The organism is Cytophagales bacterium, from assembly GCA_019456305.1.
GTDB lineage: Bacteria > Bacteroidota > Bacteroidia > Cytophagales > VRUD01 > VRUD01.
Window position 1 is genome coordinate 13,128 of sequence record VRUD01000034.1, and the last position, 17,277, is coordinate 30,404.

At 32.8% G+C, this 17,277-nt stretch carries 16 protein-coding genes; all 16 read right to left on the minus strand.

What is annotated here, in order from left to right:
• Positions 1 to 3 precede the first annotated feature (3 nt).
• The 16 genes from FVQ77_08940 to gmd all read right to left on the minus strand — a co-directional run bounded on the left by FVQ77_08940 (position 4) and on the right by gmd (position 17,240).
• Positions 4 to 1,239, minus strand: a complete 1,236-nt coding sequence (locus tag FVQ77_08940) for a glycosyltransferase (protein MBW8050447.1) — start codon at positions 1,237 to 1,239, stop codon at positions 4 to 6.
• A gap of 21 nt (positions 1,240 to 1,260) precedes the next feature.
• Positions 1,261 to 1,941 (minus strand): hypothetical protein, encoded by a 681-nt coding sequence (locus FVQ77_08945; GenBank protein MBW8050448.1) that lies wholly within the window; start codon positions 1,939 to 1,941, stop codon positions 1,261 to 1,263.
• Between the two features lie 58 nt (positions 1,942 to 1,999).
• Positions 2,000 to 2,914, minus strand: a complete 915-nt coding sequence (locus FVQ77_08950; GenBank protein ID MBW8050449.1) for a class I SAM-dependent methyltransferase — start codon at positions 2,912 to 2,914, stop codon at positions 2,000 to 2,002.
• 23 nt (positions 2,915 to 2,937) lie between these two features.
• On the minus strand, positions 2,938 to 3,564 hold the full coding sequence (locus FVQ77_08955) for an FkbM family methyltransferase (protein ID MBW8050450.1): 627 nt from the start codon (positions 3,562 to 3,564) through the stop codon (positions 2,938 to 2,940).
• A gap of 33 nt (positions 3,565 to 3,597) precedes the next feature.
• Positions 3,598 to 4,536, minus strand: coding sequence for a glycosyltransferase family 2 protein (locus tag FVQ77_08960; GenBank protein ID MBW8050451.1), 939 nt, complete (start codon positions 4,534 to 4,536; stop codon positions 3,598 to 3,600).
• A gap of 10 nt (positions 4,537 to 4,546) precedes the next feature.
• Positions 4,547 to 5,473 (minus strand): glycosyltransferase, encoded by a 927-nt coding sequence (locus FVQ77_08965; GenBank protein ID MBW8050452.1) that lies wholly within the window; start codon positions 5,471 to 5,473, stop codon positions 4,547 to 4,549.
• Between the two features lie 22 nt (positions 5,474 to 5,495).
• Positions 5,496 to 6,362 (minus strand): glycosyltransferase family 2 protein, encoded by an 867-nt coding sequence (locus tag FVQ77_08970; protein ID MBW8050453.1) that lies wholly within the window; start codon positions 6,360 to 6,362, stop codon positions 5,496 to 5,498.
• A gap of 12 nt (positions 6,363 to 6,374) precedes the next feature.
• Positions 6,375 to 7,211: an FkbM family methyltransferase gene (locus FVQ77_08975; protein ID MBW8050454.1), complete on the minus strand. Its 837-nt coding sequence runs from the start codon at positions 7,209 to 7,211 to the stop codon at positions 6,375 to 6,377.
• Entirely contained in the window at positions 7,208 to 8,083 is an 876-nt protein-coding gene (locus tag FVQ77_08980) for a class I SAM-dependent methyltransferase (protein MBW8050455.1), read from the minus strand. The genes FVQ77_08975 and FVQ77_08980 overlap by 4 nt, the downstream gene beginning before the upstream one ends.
• 10 nt (positions 8,084 to 8,093) lie before the next feature.
• Positions 8,094 to 8,429 carry an acyltransferase gene (locus FVQ77_08985; protein MBW8050456.1) on the minus strand — a complete coding sequence of 112 codons (336 nt, stop codon included), beginning with the start codon at positions 8,427 to 8,429 and terminating at the stop codon, positions 8,094 to 8,096.
• Positions 8,430 to 8,595: 166 nt separating this feature from the next.
• Positions 8,596 to 9,915 (minus strand): ABC transporter ATP-binding protein, encoded by a 1,320-nt coding sequence (locus FVQ77_08990; GenBank protein ID MBW8050457.1) that lies wholly within the window; start codon positions 9,913 to 9,915, stop codon positions 8,596 to 8,598.
• A 133-nt stretch (positions 9,916 to 10,048) separates the two neighbouring features.
• A complete protein-coding gene (locus FVQ77_08995) occupies positions 10,049 to 10,867 on the minus strand; it encodes an ABC transporter permease (GenBank protein ID MBW8050458.1) in 819 nt (272 codons plus the stop codon).
• A 116-nt stretch (positions 10,868 to 10,983) separates the two neighbouring features.
• Positions 10,984 to 14,607 carry a PKD domain-containing protein gene (locus FVQ77_09000; GenBank protein MBW8050459.1) on the minus strand — a complete coding sequence of 1,208 codons (3,624 nt, stop codon included), beginning with the start codon at positions 14,605 to 14,607 and terminating at the stop codon, positions 10,984 to 10,986.
• A gap of 316 nt (positions 14,608 to 14,923) precedes the next feature.
• Entirely contained in the window at positions 14,924 to 15,853 is a 930-nt protein-coding gene (locus FVQ77_09005) for a GDP-L-fucose synthase (protein MBW8050460.1), read from the minus strand.
• Positions 15,854 to 15,898: 45 nt separating this feature from the next.
• The gene (locus FVQ77_09010) at positions 15,899 to 16,033 is read right to left on the minus strand and encodes a HEPN domain-containing protein (GenBank protein MBW8050461.1); all 135 of its coding nucleotides are present in this window, start codon (positions 16,031 to 16,033) and stop codon (positions 15,899 to 15,901) included.
• A 94-nt stretch (positions 16,034 to 16,127) separates the two neighbouring features.
• Complete coding sequence (gene gmd / locus FVQ77_09015) at positions 16,128 to 17,240, minus strand: GDP-mannose 4,6-dehydratase (protein MBW8050462.1); 1,113 nt, start codon at positions 17,238 to 17,240, stop codon at positions 16,128 to 16,130.
• Between the last annotated feature and the right edge of the window lie 37 nt (positions 17,241 to 17,277).

The following is a 17,277-nucleotide window of genomic DNA, read 5'->3' on the forward strand; positions in this document are numbered from 1 at the left end:
AATTCAGAGTTGCTTTGCAGCCAGTAAAGAATCGTATAAATCAGCATAATTTGCATACATTTTTTTAACATCATATTTTTCTTTTACAACGCTTGTAGCATTCATTCCTATTTCCCTGGTTTTATACAAATTAGCTATGGTAGCATTTATTTTCGAGAGCAAGTCTTCTTCATTTTGGCTTTCGAATAAAATGCCGTTGTCAAACTCCAGTAATTCAACTATACCACCGAGCTTAGAACCAATGACACAAACACCGCATGCCATGGCTTCTAATATCGTAATCGGAAAGTTATCAGCAAGGGATGGAAATACTAAAATATCTGATAAATTATAAAGATAAGCTAATCGTCTTCTACTGTTAATGAATCCCAGATTTAAGATTTTCTCACAATTTTTGTTTTGAAGCGAACCTGGAAATGATTGACCAATATTGATTAAATAAAAAGGGGATTGAATTTCTTTAAAGATTTGTAAAAAAATGTTGCTCCCTTTAAAAGGAGAATTGGCATTAAAGAAAATTATTCGGGGAATTTTCCATTTTTTAACCTTTTCATTGTTGAAAATATCAAGATCTATTCCATAGGGAAGGTGTTTAACATTAATATTATTATTATTATATACAAATGAATTGGTAAAGCAATCTTTTAGCCATCGAGAAGGAATAGTTATTAACAATTTAGGAGCTATTTGTTTTAATATACTCTTTTTTTTCTGCAAAAAATGTTGTCTGCGATCAATAACAGGGTTATTTAGAGGATAATTCGCTATATAAGGTGTGGTTCCTATGCCAATTTTATAATTATCGTTCTCAAATGTATAAGCTTCACCACCGGTCATGATCCACATGTCATGCAGCGTCCAAACGATGTATTTATCTTTTGCTATTAATAGCAAGCTCTCTATATCAAAATAACTTCCATGTATATTATGTAGGTGTACTATATCACATTCCTTGTAATAGGGATTATCTTTTAGTTTTTTATATGTGAAATGAAACTCATCACCCAAAAAGAAAATTTCTCTAAAGTTTTTTTTTATATTTAATTTCCAAATTACTTTATCAGAAAATGCCAGACAATGATCTAAAATATTTTTAGGAAAACAATAAACTTTCGGGGAAACATTATATTTTGTTTTACAAAGTAAACAACTATCCATTTTGCTGTGATGCACAAAATTAAGTGCAAACTGTTCAGCGCCACCCCATTGATCAAAAGTATTAATATGAAGTATTTTCATAATAATGCCATAGTGAAAACATCAGGTTTTCACTAAATAACAAACACCATGAGCACTTTGGAAAACTCTCACAGACAATTTATTCTCTGCCAAAAATTCATGGGTAGCTTTTGCACATCCATCCCAGGTATAATAATCATCAATAATTATCAAGCCTCCTTTAGCTACATTTTTCCATAAACAATCAAGACACTGCTTTGTAGATTCATACCAATCTGCATCTAGTCGAAGTATAGCAATTTGTTCGGTTGGGTTAAACCCTGGGAGTGTATCTTTAAACCATCCTATAGAGATGTGGTATAATTTTGCAGCAGATAGCTTCATTGCTTGTTCTGCAAATCTTTTTTCAGCCCTGCAATTATCGTAATAAAAAGGAGAATCTTTGTTCTGCTGCCATATTTTTGCAGCGGGTCCATCAATATCTTTTACTGGCGGTAATCCTTCAAAGCTATCAAACAAATAATAAGTACGGCTATTACCAAGTAAATTAGCCATAGCTGCAATCATACCACCCCGCCAGACTCCACATTCTACAACACTGCCGTCCAGTTTTCTGAATCTATAAGTCAGTAAAAGATTTTCTATAAATACCCGTTTTGGGATCATTGTGAATTGTTTGAATTTATAATATAATATCACGAACCATATACGTAAACAAAATATTCTAATCCTAATGAACAATAATTTCAGAATCCTAATCATAATTTTGAGTTTATAGTTATTTTTTCACTAATATGACTTACCACGACTACATTGGTACTTATTGCTTTACAAAAACAACAACAATCGTATGCCCGGTTATCCAATTACTTAACTTACCTATCAATTTCTCATAGAAATGGTGTGTTATCAAATATACCATTTTGCCTAACAGACCTGTTTTTTTTATCAAACGAAACATTTGCGTATTATAGTAATATTTATAATGATAAGGTTGCAAGGGTTCCATATATATTCCGATTAACTTTAGCGGGAAAAATTTTTGAAGATTGCTCAAAGCAGTTTTATTCCATAATCTCATATGATGTGGTGGCATATTCAAAATATTTTCTTTATCGTATTTTATAAAAGAATCATTGTTAGGTACGCTAATGATCAAATTTCCTCCCTTCTTCAAGGCAGCTAAAGACGATTTTAAAAAACTTCCGGCATATGGTATGTGTTCTAATACCTGAAAAGCACAAACAGTGTCATATATTTCTGTATTCTTTTGAGCATGTTGCTGAATAGTTTCATTTAGAATTTCCAGACCATGATATTTGGCAACTTTAATAGCTTTTTCATTGATCTCAAGGCCTGCACAATCCACCATTTTGCTTTGATTTAAATCTTTTAAAAAATTTCCTTCTCCACATCCAATTTCTAAGACTTTGCTCTTTATATTTATAAATTTTCTCGCTAATTCATGTTCCCACTTCCATATTATATAATACCAGTCAAATTGTTGTAAGGTCTCATAAAATTTGGTATCTCCGGTTAAATTAAACGGGTAATAAAATTTATAACCTGTATCTATACATTGATATATGCTGATAGTATCTGTATCACAATAATACGCTCTTACATCTAAGTTTAAACTTTTCTTATAAATATCAATAATTGCTTGAGCATTAATTTGCTTTTCCAGTTTAACATTTTTTGATAATGTAATCGGACTTTTTATAATATCAGACACTTATTAAATATTTCTTAATGAAATTAAGTTCTATATAAAGAAGGATTATCCAGATATTTTTTTAAAACAAACCCATCTTCAATCTCAAACTCTTTAACACATAGGTACCCTTTATCAAATAGCAAATCTCTAACTTTTTCCTTGTTTTTACCGCTTTTTTGTTCATTGTGTTCTACCGTTAAAGCAATAGGTGTAAATTCATCAAAAGGAAAAGATTTAAGTATTAATAATTCAGCTCCCTCTATATCCATATCTAAATAATGAATTATGTTAGGCGTTTTATTTTCTCTTAAAATATGGCCTAATAATTTAGTTCTGAATTGCTTAACCTTTTTTACAGGACTATTATTGTCCAAATAATCTTTAATGCCTGAATCCCAACCTGATAAAACAAACTCAACTTTTTTTCCCGCACAATTTGCTATACATGCCTGAATGAATAATGTTTTCCTTTCCTTCTTCCACATCCGTTTTATGTTTATAGCATCTATTGAAATACCATCCCACTTATACTGTTTTTCCAGAATATAGGTATTATTTATTAATTTCGGATGATAGGCTCCTACATCTACAAAAAAGCCGTATTCCATGCCTTTAAAAACTTCTTCTATAATCCATTTGTCCTGACCAAACTGGCTTGTATACTCCATTGTATTTTCTCAATATTTTTAAGTTCGCATTGATTAATATTCTTTTATTTTTTGTGGCAATCCAATTCTAAAATTATTATAATATAAAGTGCTAAAAAGCTTTTTATTTTTAGAAAGACTTTCATCAAACAATCTCTTTTTTTCTTCATTTTTATAAAGCCATTTACTTCCGCCATTATATCTTGAAATATGTGGGATAAAAGTAAAAGCAATTTTGTAACCTTTTTGTTTTGCTCTCATACAAAATTCATGATCATCATATCCAAGTGGAGCAAAATCTTCGTTAAAATATCCAATATCATTAATTAATTCTTTTGTAATTATAAAAGGAGACCTTATTGTTACATCAACTTCATATATTTTTGATTTAGAAATATTTTTAATAATGTTAATATTTTTATTGTATGTTTTTTTTATAATTTGTTTATTTATAAAATTAATTATTCTATTAAACTGTTGTAGAATATAAGAATTACCATTCCAAAAAATATCAATTTTATATATTGTTTCTTTATTAATAGTGAAAAATTTTTGTACTTCACACTTCCTTTTAATCAATGAAGTTTGTAGTAGTTTTATAAATGACTCATTAATATATTTTTCATCATCAATTTTAAAATAGAAACGACCTACACCACTACCCGATAATATTGCAATGTTATTATCACTCATTTTTTTTACAACGTCAGTAAGCCAGTATCTATTTAGTATTAAATCATCATCCTGAATAATTGCAATTAAATCACCTGTGGCATTTTTCAATCCGACATTATTTGCTTTAACTTCCCATATATTTTCAGTTCTTATAAAAATATCAGCATAGTTTTGCATTATTTGTCCAGAACCATCAGTACTTCCATCATCAATTAATACTAATTCGGCTTTTGGTTCTATTATTTTTAATCTTTCCAAAATATCTTTAATATAATGTGCTTTATTATGGACACTCATAATTATACTTAATAATGACATAGAATTATTTTTAATTAATATTAAAAACTATTTTTACTTTTTCTTTAATGCGCTTCAATAAAGTTGGACTATATATAGAATTAATAAAGTCCTTCATCGCTTTTCTGGCTTCTTCTGATTCTTTAAGAGGAATAAGAAAAACTTTTATTTTTTCAACTATTGGTTGCTTATTAAATATATAATTTGTCTCACAGTGAACCCCACTACCATCATGTCCTATATTTCTTACGAGTGACCGGGCTGGGTGAAGCGATAATCCATCCTGCAAGAACACACTTGCATACCACCTTACAGCCCAGCTAGTAATGGCCCTTTGTGTATTCTCTTGTAAAGTACCATAAAAATCATAGCTATTTTCAACATTAAATCTGTTAATATTACCTTGTTCGTTGATCTTAGCTAACAGGTATTCTGCCGAAGGGTTAAAAGATTTCCATGCTTTTGTCCATGTCCCCCACCCCCAGCAGGAAGCAGGTGTATAAAAAAAAGTTTCAGGCAGTTTGTCTTTAACTGGAAACATATAGCCACTAATATGCATCACCTTTTCTTCATCTTTATACAATTCAAGTGCATCATTCATGTATTTTAAAAAACCACTTGCTAATACCAAATCATCTTCCAATACAATAATTTTCCCAAATTTATTCACTATTTCGCTAACACCGTCAATAATAGAATCAGCCAAACCCTTATTTTTATCTGATTCAATAATATTTACATTTTTACACCATTGTTCTTCTCTTATTATTTTCCTTACTTCATGAATTTTCTTTAAATCCTGTTTTGAAGCTTTTTCCTCAGGCCCATCAGCATAAATAAAAAGCATAGATTGATCTGCCAGCTCATTTTGCATCAAACTATTCAAAGATTTTTGTGTATGTTCAGGGCGATTATACACAAAAAGTACTATGGGCGCAAGATTTTTTAAATTAGGCATTTATTCAATTAAAGTTTCTTTTTTAATTTAAATTATAAAGTCTCACCTTAAAATAATTCATAAAGATAATAAGACTCCTAAACCACACTTTATATATATTTACTAACTTCCATTTCCATGGACAAGATAAGAGAATAAACATACTCCACATTATTGGATTTTCTGTATATTTTCTTGATAATAATATCTTTAAAAATGGCCAGGAACTTTTTTTATAATCCAGAGTAAGTCCACCTGCTGCACTATCATTTATAGTAAGCTTTAATGAATGATTTGTCATTAATCGGAATCCCTTACTAAAGGCCCTTATGGTAAATTCATAATCAGATGTGTAATGCCTTAGCAATTTTGGATAAAACCCACCAATTTCGATAAAATCGCAAAATCTTAAAAACAACCCTCTTGTACTTAAACAGTTAATTTCTGAAAAATCCTTAGCCTGATTAAATGATAAATTTTTCCAATCTGCATGAATGCCGCCAACTTCATTATCAGGTTGTCCTGCTATAAGAGCAATTGCCTGAATAAGTGTTTTGGGATGTTTCTCTAATAAAGACATCCCTGTCTCAAGAAAATTATTTTCCAATATGCAGTCATCATTAATTATTAACACATAATCATCAGGATTAATTTTCTTTTTTAATAACCACTTATACCCTTTTTGAAGCGAACCTGCCCACCACCAGTTACCCATTCCTCTAATTTCTGTTAATTTATCAGCGTCTATATTTTCTTTTACCATTTCCGAAGTGCCATCAATAGATCCATCATCAATTAATAAAAGGTGATAATTTTTGCAGGTCTGCTGTTTCAGGCAATCAATAAATTGATAAGTTATCTCTTTTCTATTATGTACAGGAAGTAAAATATAAATCTTACTTTTATTCATATTTACAAATCATTACACTAGTACATTATTTAAGTATATTGCATCCCATTCATATAATTTTTTATTCTGTCGTATAGATGGGATCATATCAAATAAGGAAAAATTGATACTCCTCAAATATTCATCGATTACATAATATTCTGGAACGCCTTGATACAAATCGTGATTCATCATTTCAAGTACAATTAGTTTGGTTCTATGCAGGGTATTAATTCCTCCTTTTAATACTTCCAATTCAAATCCCTGAACATCTATTTTAATAATAATAACTTGTGCTTTAGAAGGTATTTCACCATCTAACTTTGCAGCGCTAATAGTTTCTTCGCCTTTTTTCTTTAAATGAGCTGAAAAAAAATCGTTATCTATTTTCTTCTGAATTGATAATAAAGACGAGGAAGTGATCCTGTTGACTAGATTTATATTAGCTTCACCCGTAATATTTCCTAATGCCTTATTTATTGGTACTATCTGCTCAATTCCTTTCACATTCTCAAGCAGCTTTTTAAATGTATGTTTAACTGGCTCAAATGCGTAAATCTTAGCGTTGTTAAATTCATTACAAAACATTTTTGAGATAACTCCATTAGCAGCACCAACATCAATGATAGTGGTTGAATCAATTAAATCAAGCTTTAAAAACTTTGCTATTTCTATTGATTTTTCAATATGCCTGTAACCATTGTTAATAATTGATGGATAGGTTTCAGAATCTTTAATAATATCTTCTCTAAAATTCACCAGGATCGCTTTCAAATCTTCAGGATTATTTTTTAAATAATACCTAACGATTTTCAAAAAATGCCTGATGAATTTGAACAAAAATCTATAGAAATACTTTTTCAATATCATTTATCCAGACTTCGCTTTTTTAAAATTACAAATTGATGGTCTTCAAAAATAGCCGGTATACCATCATAGTTATTCTTAATGATTCTTACTAAAATATTTAAAATTTTAGCTTCACGATGTAAATTCTCATGAGTAATTGAAGCATAGGTTTTATAAACATTGACCACCATGAATTTTTCTAAATTTTTGAAAAAATCAATCGAAGGAAAAATAACGTGTTCAGGATAATTTATATACCACCATTTAGCTTTTGATATTTGTGCCTGAAATGAATTAATATTTCCAGTTAGTATTATTAATAAACCATTCTCATTTAACTTTTGATGAGCAAATTCCAAAAATTCATCTATTTTATATAAATGCTCTATTAAATCAAATGCTGTTATTATACCAAACTTTTCATTAACATCTTTATAGGAATTAAATCCCCCATGGTGTTTTTGATTAATAATGCAAAAACTATCATAACAAATTTCCAGCCCATATGTCTTATAACCAATTTTCCTGGCAAAGTCCAGAAATTCACCTGTATTACAGCCGATATCCAAGATTTTATCGCCTTTTTGTAATAAATTGTTAAAAAAATTAATTAAAATTTCGGTTTTATCATCTTCAAAACTTTCATAGCTCCATCTTTGCGTCCCTTCCCCACTTGCGTATAATTTCTCAGCTATTTCCGGGGAAATGCAATTTTGTGTAAATCCGGAACAACAATTTTTACATTTCCAAATCTCGGGTGTTCTCTTAAGAAAAATTTCATTAGTTGAAAATTTTAAATTCTTTGTATATTTTAAATTTCCTAGTTTATGGATACGAGATGAATTACATAAAGGACATTTTTTAAACCAGTAATTATTACCAATTTCTTTCATAAGAACCTAATTATTTTCTGTACTTTAAAACTCTGGCGGGATTACCAACAACTATTGCATTTTTTTCAACATCTTTCAACACAACAGCTCCGGCTCCTATCACCGCACCATCTTCAATTTTTACTCCCGGAAATATTATCGCTCCCGAACCAATCCATACATCTTCTCCTATTACAATTGGCTTATCAATTCTTTTACTTCTTAATGGCTTAATATTATAATCATGTGTAGATGTGGTAATTATTACGTGAGAAGCAATTAAAGTATTCTTACCTATAGTTACCTCGCCTAAAGCCCAAATTTGGACAAAGGGGGCTATAGAAACATTTTCAAAAATACTTACCATCCCTTTAGGTTCAATATGCACCGGATGATAAATTGTTACTGAAGGATGAATATATTTAAAATCTTTTCTATAATTATTTAACTGTAATTCTTTATAATAACTTTCAATTTTAGAATTAAGCTTGTAAATAATTTTAGCAATGTTTTTATATAAAAAAGTTTTAAACTTATACCCTAATTTCCACATCATAGTTTTCTAAATATAAACCGTGACTCATTCTGGGTTCCACTACACAGCCATATTCGTTAGTAAAACTTACTGATATTCTTTTAAAATTGTCTATTCTTTCTATTTCTATACCATTAGAATCTATATAAGTAACTAATTTATAATCGCCCGGAATTAATTTAATGCTTGGAACATGAAAAATGACTTCAAACTTGCCCTTACTTATATTAAATTGTTTGGCAATGAAAGCAGACCAAAGACTCGTTACCCTTGTTTCAAGAACATTGTCAAAACAAACTGCAAAATTAACATTTTTAAATCCTTGAGATGCCTGGCACTTTAGGATTATATCAATATCATCAAATGTTGAACAATAACCGACCTCATTACTTTCATTATTCCTTAATACAATATCCTGAATAGAAATTCCACCTATTCCTCTATTTGAAACTATCTTCTCATCCTGATTTTCCCTTAAATAAACTCCCACTACTTTATCAATAACATCGTTTGAAATGATTTCACCATCTTTAAGTAATACTCCTCTTGAACACAACCTTTTCACAACAGACATATTATGACTGACAAACAATACTGTTTTCCCTTCTTTCTCACTAACATCCTGCATTTTACCTATACACTTTTTTTGAAATTCAGCATCCCCAACAGCCAACACCTCATCAATCACTAAGATATCAGGCTCCAAATGTGCTGCTACCGCAAAAGCCAACCTCAACTGCATCCCACTTGAAAATCTTTTTATCGGAGTATCCAAAAATTTTTCAACACCTGAAAAATCTACTATTTCATCAAACTTCTTTTTGATCTCTTTTTTGGTAAGACCCAGAATGGAACCATTCAGAAAAATATTTTCTCCACCCGTCAATTCAGGATGAAACCCTGTTCCTACTTCTAACAGACTTGCTACCCTACCTCTGCAAATGATTTTACCCTGCGTAGGTGGCGTGATTTTTGAAAGAATTTTCAGTAAAGTTGTTTTACCAGCCCCGTTCCTGCCAATGATTGCCAACGAATCACCTGGATAAACATCAAAATTTACATCTCTTAACGCCCAAAAATCTTTACCCTGCCTGACCCGTTGGATCTTTACCCCGTGATCCCGAGTACTCGGGAGTATTTCAGCGGGGTCTGTTTTATCCAACTGAGGTGGAATTTCGTTTATTCCATAGGGAGAATTGCTTTTATTTCTTTTTTTGAATACAGAGGTAATAGACTCTCTCAGACTTAAATAGGGTTGAAGCTCCTGGCCTATGCGAAACTTTTTTGATATTTGTTGTATTTCCAGGATAGGTTTCATAACATAAATTTGAAATGACTAAAATTTATGCCACTAAAACACTAAATCCCACAAAATTATTTAGTGGAATTTAGTGTTTTTGTGTTTTAGTGGCTATTTTTTTATTTTAGGCATTTTATATTTTAGGCATATCTCATACTATATCTGCAAAATATGCTTCTGTTTTACGAAAATATAACAGACCGGTTATAAACAATATGATCATAGATCCAACACTTATTAAAAACAGATCAGTATCCAATGGCCTGTTGATAATAGCAGATCTTAATAAATTGATGGCGCCTGTCATAGGATTCAAAGCAAAAATATATTGTAGTGTCCTTTCTTTTAAAATTGAAACAGGATAGATCACGGGTGTTAAAAAAAGCAGCAATTGAACCAAAAAGGGAATGACATATCTGAAGTCACGGTATTTTACATTTAGCGCTGCCAGCAAGCTGCCCAATCCAAAAGTGGTTATGATGGTTATCAATAAGCTGACAGGTAAAAATAAAGCTAATTTCATAATTGATACCTGGAATTGATAAAATAACAAAATGCCAATATAAACGATAAAAGCCATTAAAAAATCAAACAAAGCAACCAGGATGGAAGACACAGGGATGATCAAACGGGGGAAATAGATCTTCTTAATAATCTCAGCATTTGTAACCATGCTATTACCTGCACCTGAAAGACCTGTGGAAAAAACATTCCATAACAATAATCCGGAATAAACAAAAATCGGATAAGGAATACCATCTGAAGGGACTTTTAATAATCTGCCAAAAAATATTGAAAATACAATCATCATGATAAAAGGCTGCAACACAGCCCATGCAAACCCCAGCACTGTTTGCTTGTATTTAACCTTGATATCGCGCCAGGTGAAAAAGTAAAACAGCTCCCTGTAATCCCACAATTCTTTGAGATTAAGACTTAAACCTTTTTGAGGTTTTATTTCGTATTCAATGTTCATTTTAAAGAAGGAACGCAGATGACGCTGATCAATTATGATTCTCGGTGATTTTATATCTATTGCCATTAATTCAAAATCTGCGTTATCAGCGTTCCATTTTTTTAAAGTGATTAATTCCTTATTAATTTCTGATTAAATATTTTATTATCAAAATCATAATGCAATATGTATACCCCTTTCACCAGATATGTAACATCAATTATTAATTCATTATAACCCTTATTTATATTTTCAGGAATAAAATTTGTGATCTCTTTTCCTAAAATGTCAAAGAGTGAAATTATGATGTCTTCTTTATAGGGCAGTATAAAAGATATTTTCACCTGATCCTTAGCCGGATTTGGCCGGAGGGGTAAAACCGTGAAATCATCTACAAGCAGCGTACACAATTCACACTGGCGGTTGTTGCCCGGAATTTCATCTGTCTCATTATTAGGATTATCAGCTATTACGCAAAAGTAGGGAAGCTCGCTGGTCAGGCTTTTTAGTACCTGGGCTGCAAAATTGTAGTATAAAACTTCTCCTGCTTTTAAAGTACCTGTCCATTTTTCCTTCACAACTAATGATCCGCCTATTTCAAGGATCAGATCCAGGCTGTTTATTACCCTTGTTCCTGAATTTAATATCCTTGTTTCAATAGACAGGTAATCTCCATCTTCTGTATAACATACCCAGATTACCTGTGCATCCAGCACCGGGGGCATTACTTTAATTTCTTTAATAATTGTATCAGTACACCCGTAAATATTACAGGCAATAAGTATAACATTGTAAGTGTTTGTATCAGTGTATTGATGAGAGGGTGAAAAGCTGGTATCCTTACTACTATTATCTCCAAAATCCCATAAATAACATACAACATCAGCGGAGGATAGGTTCGTAAAATTAACATCTAAAGGAGGCGCTCCATATTGAGGTTCAAATTTAAAATTTGCATCTGGTATACCATGTATCAGTATAGTTTTTGAACTAGTATCAACACAACCCCGATTTGATACAGCTATTAATGTAACCTGAAACTGAAAGGTATTAGGAAACAGGAATGCCGGATTTTGTACTGTTGAGCTTCCTAATCCCGCAAAATCCCATTGCCACCCGGCAATTGAATCATAAATTACAATGCTGCTATCAAAAAATTGTACCGGTGCATTTACACAGTTTGTATCAGAATATCCAAAATCAACTTTTGGTTTATCATATACCAGTACAGGTTTAGTAACAGAAGGGCTGCAACCAGAATCATCTCTAACTGTCAGGGTTACATAAAAAATTCCTGTATCAGCAAATGGATGGATCGGGTTTTTTTGATATGAAACGCTGGTATCCCCAAAATCCCAAAAATAACCTGTACTATCAATTGGCGCTGAAAGAGTCGCATCAGTTGAATCAAAAAAGAAAATGGTATCAGAAATACATTTTGAGACAAATGTAAAATCAGGCACAGGTGATTGCAAAACGCTTAAACTATCACTGAACGTATCCATACAGCTATAATTGGTTGTCACTATTAATGTTACCACATAATCACCCCCTGCTGCATAGGTATGAGAAGGGTTTTGTAAAGTTGATGTATCGCTGTCTCCGAAATTCCATTTCCATCCAACAATATTACCATCTCCCGTATCACTTAGATCAAAAAATGTAACAGGAACATCTGAACATGGTAAAGTATCATAAAAATTTGCAATAGGCAGCGCTGCTATTTTTACCTGCTTTGTCAGGGTATTTTTACAGCCAATCGCATTTCTAACAGCAAGCGTAACAAAATAATCACCGGTAGTGTCATAATAATGAACAGGATTCATAGAATCAGAAGTAAAACTATCGCCAAAATCCCAGTACCAGGAAAAAAGGCCTGTGCCTGTTGTACTATCCAAAAAAATCACTGTATCACCTATACAGATATTTGTATATCCAAAATCAACGAAAGGTCCCCCAAGTACATTAATTGTATCTGAAGTACTTGTATCGCACCCACTGATGCCTGTTACCGTAAGGATAACAATATTAGTACCCGCTGAGTCAAATAAATAAACCGGGTCTTTAAGGGCAGATGTATCTCCACTACCAAATTCCCAATGCCAGGCTATGATTGTATCCAGGTTGTAAGTAGATGAATTTATAAATTGGATCGAATCATTTGAACAAATACTATCCGGATAGGTAAAATCAGGGAAGGGTTTGAGGTAAATTCTTATGGGTTTAATAATACTATCAAAACATCCATTAACATCCTGTAAAACTAATTTTACATCATATACACCTGTATCTCCATATTGATGTGTTGGGTTTTGAATTGCGGCTATTATTGAGTCACCAAAATTCCAGTACCATGAGTTAATATTTACGTTTGTAGTAGAGTCATAAAATAAAGTCGCCTCACCTTCGCATTGGTTATCTGAAACAAAATCAGGTTTCATAGCAGGCAACACAAAAATAGAATCAATATGAGAATTTACATCTCCACTATCATTATAAGCCAACAAAGAGATATGATATATACCGCCCTGATCATAAAAAATATTTGCAGGAATTGAATCTGTCGGGGTGGCTATATTGGCTGTACATGAATCCGGGAAAGTCAGTCTAAATAATTCATGACTTGTAGCATGAATACAAAAAGCCAACCATTCTGATTCTTGCTTAGCCATATTAAATCCAAATATATCATTTAAATCACTACTTAAGTTTAGGTCTAAAGCTTTAGGCTTATTGTTAGCCATAGTTGGGCCAAAATCAAGCCGAAATAACCCGTTAAACCTTGATTCAACAAAGGCGTAAAACTCACCATTATCTTTTACAATATGAACTTCGGTTGGGAAATTGACAGGTAATGTGAAATTAATTGGTAATAGACTATCAGTTATTTCAACAATTGTAGGTTTATTAAATAAAGTTTCACCAAATTCAAGTTTATAAATTTTATGATTACCAAATGACAAAACGATTCCATACCACTTATCACAATCTTTGATAACTGACAATCCCATAAGCGTAGAAGCATCAGAAATAATTGTATTATAAACCGTATCTGGTGAATTATTAATTGAATATCCAAAATTTACAGCAGTAATTTTTTTGGAAATACCCGAACTTGAAATAATTGCGATCAAGCTGTCATTATCCTGTACTAAAGTCATACCCCTTGGTACACTTAACGACCCTCCTAAATCTGTTAAATCAGTAGCTGCAGGACTGTTATTACTAAGCGAATTTCCAAAATCAAGCTTGATCAATTTGTGATTTAAAACATTAATCACTAAAGCATACCATATTGAATCTTCTTTAATAATTTCTATGTTTTTAGGACCAAATAAAAGCCCACCAGGGTTACCCAAAGGAACTAAGGTAGGATTATTATTTAAATTATTCCCAAAATCCAACCTAAATAACTTATTATTATCTCTACTGGATAAAAAACCAAACCAATTACTCCCGTCATAAACTGTGGTAATGGCATTAGGTTTGAGTGCTCCTGTGATGGTTGTTAAAGAATCAATGGATGGAGTATTTATCAAATCCCCCCCACAAAAATCCCATTCAAAGCTGGTGGCAGTGCTATCTGAGGTATTGATAATTGTCAAAATTTCCCCCGGGCAAACCGTATCAGGAATTATGAAACTGGCGGTAGGGCATTGAGCAAAAAGAAGCAGTGGCAATAGCAGTGGCAGTAGCAGTACTTTACGGATAGTAAATACGAGTGAAGAGAAAAAACAAAATTGTTTTTGTACCATGTATTATATAGGAATTTTCAATGTTTTAAATGACTTATATTCAAATCTATCCTTCCCCGACTTTGTCGGGGCAGGTGTGCTCTTATTCAACAGCTACTGGGCTCTGGGTACTGGATTCTGGGTTATTAAGTAATTCTTTCTGACAGTAATCACTCTACCAGTACCCAGCACCCAGTAACCAGCAACTAACTTATTAATTGTACTTCACTTGATATTAAGTGTAATTTATTTCATTAATCAATTATGAAGTTATGTTCTTACCATTTTTACGCAAATATTAAGCTAAAGTTGAGTAGAGACGTTGCATGCAACGTCTCTACTCAACTTTAGCTTTGAACGCTTCATACGTTGATCTTATGCCATTCTCTAATCCAATATGGTATTTCCAACCTAATGAGTTCATTCCGGAAACGTCTAATAACTTCCTGGGAGTTCCATCCGGTTTTGTGCTGTCAAACTTTAATTCACCTTCAAAGCCAACGATCTCTTTTATCAATAACGCCAGGTCTTTGATCGTAATATCTTCACCGGTACCAATATTTACTACCTCTGCTTTATCATAATTCAACATTAAAAAAACACAGGCATCAGCCAGGTCATCAACGTGTAAGAATTCTCTTTTAGGTTTCCCGGAACCCCAGATTTCCACACTTTGAGCATCATTTTCTTTTGCTTCATGGAACTTCCTGATCAAAGCCGGCAGCACGTGTGAATTTTTCAGGTCATAATTGTCCCCGGGGCCATACAGGTTGGTTGGCATTACACAAATAAAATTACAGCCATATTGCGAGCGATACGCCTGGCACATTTTAATGCCTGCAATCTTTGCTATGGCGTAAGGTTCATTGGTGGGTTCGAGCAGACCTGTTAAAAGGTATTCTTCCTTCAAAGGCTGCGGGGCTAATTTAGGATAGATGCAGGATGAGCCTAAAAAAAGGAGCTTTTTCACACCGGTTTTATATGCCTGGTGAATTATATTATTTTGGATGGTCAAGTTATCATAAATAAATTCAGCACGATACGTGTTATTCGCTAAAATTCCCCCAACTTTGGCTGCTGCCATAAAAACATATTCGGGTCGCTCACTTCCAAAAAATTTTCTAACCTCTTGCTGATCTCTCAGGTCTAATTCTTTTGAAGCCCGGTAAAGCAGGTTATCATAACCCTCTCCTTCCAATTTTCGCATGATGGAAGCGCCTACCATACCCGTGTGCCCGGCTATGTATATTTTGCTGGTTTTATTCATTTTTATTATCAATAAATCAACAAAAGTCATTTTTTAATACTTTTATTATGTTGCATACTTTAAATATAACTGTGCCGTTTGCTCCAGATGATGTGCAGCTATATTATATTTCTTTTTTTTAATTAAACCCTCTACCTCTTCAAAAAATTCATCCGCACGTTTTTGTAGAAATTCTCCCATTTTGTTTGGTTAGTTAGTTATTTGTTATTAGTCATGGTCATTGTTTTTGTCATTGTCTATTGTCTATTGTCAACTGTCTATTGTCAACTGTCAATTATTCATACTGCCCCACCACCCTATGCCCCCCTTCCAGCAAATATTTATCTTTACCGAAAAGTTCCAGATCAGATGCTACCATCTCTTTGATCAGTGATTTTAGGTTATATTTTAGCTGCCAGTTTAATTTTTGTCTTGCTTTGGAAGCATCTCCACGTAAAACATCAACTTCAGTAGGTCTGAAATAACGCTTGTCAACCTTCACTACTTCTTTACCAATTTTCAATTCGTATTCAGGAGTGCTGCAAGATCTAACCCTGCCAACTTCATTTTCACCCTTGCCTGAAAATTCCAGCTCAACACCCACTTCATTGAAAGCCATGATAACAAAGTCTCTGACTTTGGTTGCTACTCCTGTTGCTATTACAAAATCTTCAGGCTTGTCTTGTTGCAGCATAAGCCACATTGCCTCCACATAATCCTTTGCATGGCCCCAATCCCTTTGAGCATCCAGGTTGCCTAAAAATGTCCTTTCCTGCAAGCCAAGAGCAATCCTGGCAACCGCCCTTGTAATTTTACGGGTAACAAAAGTTTCACCTCTCAATGGTGATTCATGGTTAAACAAAATCCCATTTACGGCAAACATATTGTATGCCTCACGGTAATTTACAGTGATCCAATAGGCATATATCTTTGCGGCAGCATAAGGTGACCTGGGATAAAAGGGCGTTTTTTCAGACTGGGGAATTTCCTGTGCAAGGCCGTAAAGCTCAGAAGAAGACGCCTGGTATATTCTGCATTTTTTAGTTAAACCAAGAAGTCTGACAGCTTCCAGGATCCTGAGTGTTCCTAATCCGTCTACGTTTGCAGTATATTCAGGGGTTTCAAAGCTTACCTTTACATGAGACATAGCTCCTAAATTATATATCTCGTCAGGCTGAACTTCCTGAATTATCCTGATAATATTGGTAGAATCTGTCAGATCTCCATAATGCAGCTTGAACTTTACGTCCTTCTCATGCGGATCCTGGTATAAATGGTCTATCCTGACGGTATTAAATAATGAACTTCGCCTCTTAATACCATGAACCTCATAACCTTTATGCAGCAAAAATTCGGCTAAATAAGCGCCATCTTGCCCGGTTATTCCTGTAATTAATGCTTTTTTCATATTTATGAAATATTTCTATATTTTTGTAAAGTTAAAA

Excerpts from the sequence above, each read along its gene's own strand:
- FVQ77_08940 (MBW8050447.1), bottom strand. The coding sequence starts at position 1,239 with ATGAAAATACTTCATATTAATACTTTTGATCAATGGGGTGGCGCTGAA.
- FVQ77_08945 (MBW8050448.1), bottom strand. The coding sequence starts at position 1,941 with ATGATTAGGATTCTGAAATTATTGTTCATTAGGATTAGAATATTTTGT.
- FVQ77_08955 (MBW8050450.1), bottom strand. The coding sequence starts at position 3,564 with ATGGAGTATACAAGCCAGTTTGGTCAGGACAAATGGATTATAGAAGAA.
- FVQ77_08960 (MBW8050451.1), bottom strand. The coding sequence starts at position 4,536 with ATGTCATTATTAAGTATAATTATGAGTGTCCATAATAAAGCACATTAT.
- FVQ77_08965 (MBW8050452.1), bottom strand. The coding sequence starts at position 5,473 with ATGCCTAATTTAAAAAATCTTGCGCCCATAGTACTTTTTGTGTATAAT.
- FVQ77_08970 (MBW8050453.1), bottom strand. The coding sequence starts at position 6,362 with ATGAATAAAAGTAAGATTTATATTTTACTTCCTGTACATAATAGAAAA.
- FVQ77_08975 (MBW8050454.1), bottom strand. The coding sequence starts at position 7,211 with ATGATATTGAAAAAGTATTTCTATAGATTTTTGTTCAAATTCATCAGG.
- FVQ77_08980 (MBW8050455.1), bottom strand. The coding sequence starts at position 8,083 with ATGAAAGAAATTGGTAATAATTACTGGTTTAAAAAATGTCCTTTATGT.
- FVQ77_08985 (MBW8050456.1), bottom strand. The coding sequence starts at position 8,429 with ATGGTAAGTATTTTTGAAAATGTTTCTATAGCCCCCTTTGTCCAAATT.
- FVQ77_08990 (MBW8050457.1), bottom strand. The coding sequence starts at position 9,915 with ATGAAACCTATCCTGGAAATACAACAAATATCAAAAAAGTTTCGCATA.
- FVQ77_09000 (MBW8050459.1), bottom strand. The coding sequence starts at position 14,607 with ATGGTACAAAAACAATTTTGTTTTTTCTCTTCACTCGTATTTACTATC.
- FVQ77_09005 (MBW8050460.1), bottom strand. The coding sequence starts at position 15,853 with ATGAATAAAACCAGCAAAATATACATAGCCGGGCACACGGGTATGGTA.
- FVQ77_09010 (MBW8050461.1), bottom strand. The coding sequence starts at position 16,033 with ATGGGAGAATTTCTACAAAAACGTGCGGATGAATTTTTTGAAGAGGTA.
- gmd (MBW8050462.1), bottom strand. The coding sequence starts at position 17,240 with ATGAAAAAAGCATTAATTACAGGAATAACCGGGCAAGATGGCGCTTAT.